Raw genomic sequence first — 2512 nt, 5'->3', positions numbered from 1 at the left:
GTGCGAGTTCGGCGACCCTCCACCCCCGGGTAGAATCAAGAAGCACTGGTGCCAATACTGAGTCATGGTCGTCTATACCGAGATCTCGATACCGGCGACTGGCTTCCCGATCGGGAAGGCCTTTGCCGAACTCCCGGACGTGTTGGTCGAGATGGAACAGATAGTGCCCATTCCCAATGCCATCATCCCGTTCATCTGGGTGGAGGGAGCACGCCCGGACGACGTCGTCCAGGCGACGTACTCGCACGAGGCCGCCGAGGATATCATGGCCCTCAACGAGGTGGACGGACGGACGCTCTATCGCGTCGTCTGGAAGCCGGGGTTTCGCGATACCGTCGTCTCAATCTCCGAGTCGGGTCTCTCGTTGCTGTCGGGTATCGGCACGTCCGAGGAGTGGCGGTTCGAATTTCGGAGCGAGACCAAGACACCCCTCTCCGAGTTCGTCACCGAACTCAGGGATGCCGATGTCCCCTTCACCCTCGTCAGGCTGACCGACAATCGACCGGCGCGAAACCGGAACAGCCATGACCTCTCCTCAGAGCAGTTCGAGGCGTTACATCTCGCGTACACGGAGGGGTACTTCGAGGAACCGCGTGCGGTTACGCTCGACACGCTCGCGACAAGGCTAGGGATCACCCGACAGGCGTTCGCCGGCCGACTCAGGCGCGCGTTCGACACCCTCATCTCGCAAGAACTCTACCCCCACGCTGCTCAAGAGTTCAACGGTGACGCCGTCCAATGAGGTTCTACAATCTGCTCCGGCCGCCGTCGACCGACAACTCGGGGCCGTATAAAGGGTCTTTCACTGGTAAGAACAGGACTCGTTAGTCTGAGTTCTGAAAAGGAATAATACGATGGTATACAACGAATGCTGTTCGGAAGTCCCCTCGATCACAGCGATCCTCGAAGCGGTCGCAGCCCAAGACGGCGTCGACCCGATGGAACTCGAACCGCCGCTGTTCGACGTAGTAGATCCTGACGCGCTCGAAGCCATCCTCTCAACGGGAGCGACCGCGCAGTCGGAGGTTACCGTTACGTTCGAGTGGGCCGGCTACGACATCGTGGTCGGTTCCGACGAGACGCTGGTAGCAAGCAGCAAGGAGCCCGTGTAAATCCGTCGCACCGCCCCGACGACGGGCTCTGATGGTTGTCGACGTGGTTTGGCCAAGCGGGGTTGATTAATATAAAAATCTGCGGGTGTCCAGTCGTACACGCTCCACTCATAGTACGTCATGTGAACACTGCCTATCCGCCCGGGCGAACGTTTATCCGGGAACAATCGCCTCCCCCAATGTCCGAACGCTACGGGGTGCCTCCACCGGTGTCGCCCGACGCCGGTGCGGCGCAGTACGCGCCCGAAGTGCGTGCCTAGTGAGCGGTCCACCCCGGGGTGGTGGCGACCGTTGGGGAGACCGACAGGCGTTTCTCTCCGGGTTGACCCCTACAGAGCGAGAACTGCTCGAAGGGGTCTTCGAGGCCGCCTTCATCGGCGCCCAGCGCGCGACGTTGCTACTCCTCGTCGTATTCGCGACGCTCACGCTCGTTATTTCGGCGTTCTTACCACACAACTCCGGAAATCAATAAACGGTGATCGGTCGTACGCTGTTAATTACTTAGCTCCATCAGCACCACCCGGTAGCTGGTATGTTACCATTGCAGCAGGGGCCAGCGATCGACTTCCAGCAGTACGTCCCGGCACTCATCGACACGATAACGACGATCCTGACCTTCGCAATCGTGTTCTTCGTCGTCTACCGGATCGGGCGATCCGTCTCGGTTCGGGCAGTAGAGAAAAGCCTGCATCGTCGGGGCTTCGACGAGACGCTCATCGGATTCGCCGTGAGTATGACCGTCATCGTGACGACTGTGTTCGCAATCGCGATCGCTGCGACGATAGCAGGTTTCGGTACCGTACTCGCCGCGTTTGCAACCCTGGGTGGTGCGATCACGCTCGCGGTCGGGTTTGCCGCACAGGACCTCCTCGCTAACTTCGTCGCCGGTGTGTTCATCATCCAGGACAAACCATTCGCGGTCGGCGACTGGATCGAGTGGGACGGGAAGGACGGCGTCGTTCGAGAGATCCAGATGCGGGTGACGAAACTGGACACGTTCGACAACGAACTGGTGACGGTCCCGAACAGCGACCTCGCCAACGCGGCCGTCGTCAACAACGTCGCGAACGACCGACGGCGAGTGTCGGTCGGGTTCGGCATCGGATACGACGACGACATCGACCAGGCACGGAACGCCATCGTCGAGGAGGGCGCTCGTATCGACGGCGCCCTCGCGGACCCGGAACCAACAGCCCCCGTCACGGACCTGGGCGACTCCGCGGTCGTCCTCTCGGGACGAATCTGGATCGACCCGTCGGAGCGTAGCTACGCGGTGATCCGTTCGCAGTTTGTCGAAGCGGTCAAGGAGCGCTTCGACGCCGAGGGAATCGACATACGGCGTCCGGCGGCATCTTTGAAAAGGGGCGGCTGATTCTGCGAAGCCTGCCCAAAGAGTTTCT

4 protein-coding genes are annotated in these 2512 nt (G+C 60.7%); all 4 read left to right on the top strand.

Features of this window, described 5'->3' with window-relative positions; translation table 11 throughout:
• The first annotated feature begins 64 nt into the window (after nt 1-64).
• Nucleotides 65-742: a helix-turn-helix domain-containing protein gene (locus tag R6U53_RS00910; protein ID WP_410320498.1), complete on the top strand. Its 678-nt coding sequence runs from the start codon at nt 65-67 to the stop codon at nt 740-742.
• A gap of 112 nt (nt 743-854) precedes the next feature.
• Nucleotides 855-1112: a HalOD1 output domain-containing protein gene (locus tag R6U53_RS00905; RefSeq protein WP_410320497.1), complete on the top strand. Its 258-nt coding sequence runs from the start codon at nt 855-857 to the stop codon at nt 1110-1112.
• Between the two features lie 259 nt (nt 1113-1371).
• The gene (locus R6U53_RS00900) at nt 1372-1584 is read left to right on the top strand and encodes a hypothetical protein (RefSeq protein ID WP_410320496.1); all 213 of its coding nucleotides are present in this window, start codon (nt 1372-1374) and stop codon (nt 1582-1584) included.
• Nucleotides 1585-1644: 60 nt separating this feature from the next.
• Complete coding sequence (locus tag R6U53_RS00895; RefSeq protein WP_410320495.1) at nt 1645-2484, top strand: mechanosensitive ion channel family protein; 840 nt, start codon at nt 1645-1647, stop codon at nt 2482-2484.
• Nucleotides 2485-2512: the final 28 nt, after the last annotated feature.

This window comes from Natronomonas sp., assembly GCF_046483325.1.
Classification (GTDB): domain Archaea; phylum Halobacteriota; class Halobacteria; order Halobacteriales; family Haloarculaceae; genus Natronomonas.
Note: the sequence above shows the minus strand (reverse complement) of the source record. Positions and strands in the feature narration are given on the sequence as shown.

Bases quoted from the DNA above. Each gene is read 5' to 3' on its own strand.
- R6U53_RS00895 (WP_410320495.1), top strand. From the start codon at position 1,645: ATGTTACCATTGCAGCAGGGGCCAGCGATCGACTTCCAGCAGTACGTC.
- R6U53_RS00910 (WP_410320498.1), top strand. From the start codon at position 65: ATGGTCGTCTATACCGAGATCTCGATACCGGCGACTGGCTTCCCGATC.
- R6U53_RS00905 (WP_410320497.1), top strand. From the start codon at position 855: ATGGTATACAACGAATGCTGTTCGGAAGTCCCCTCGATCACAGCGATC.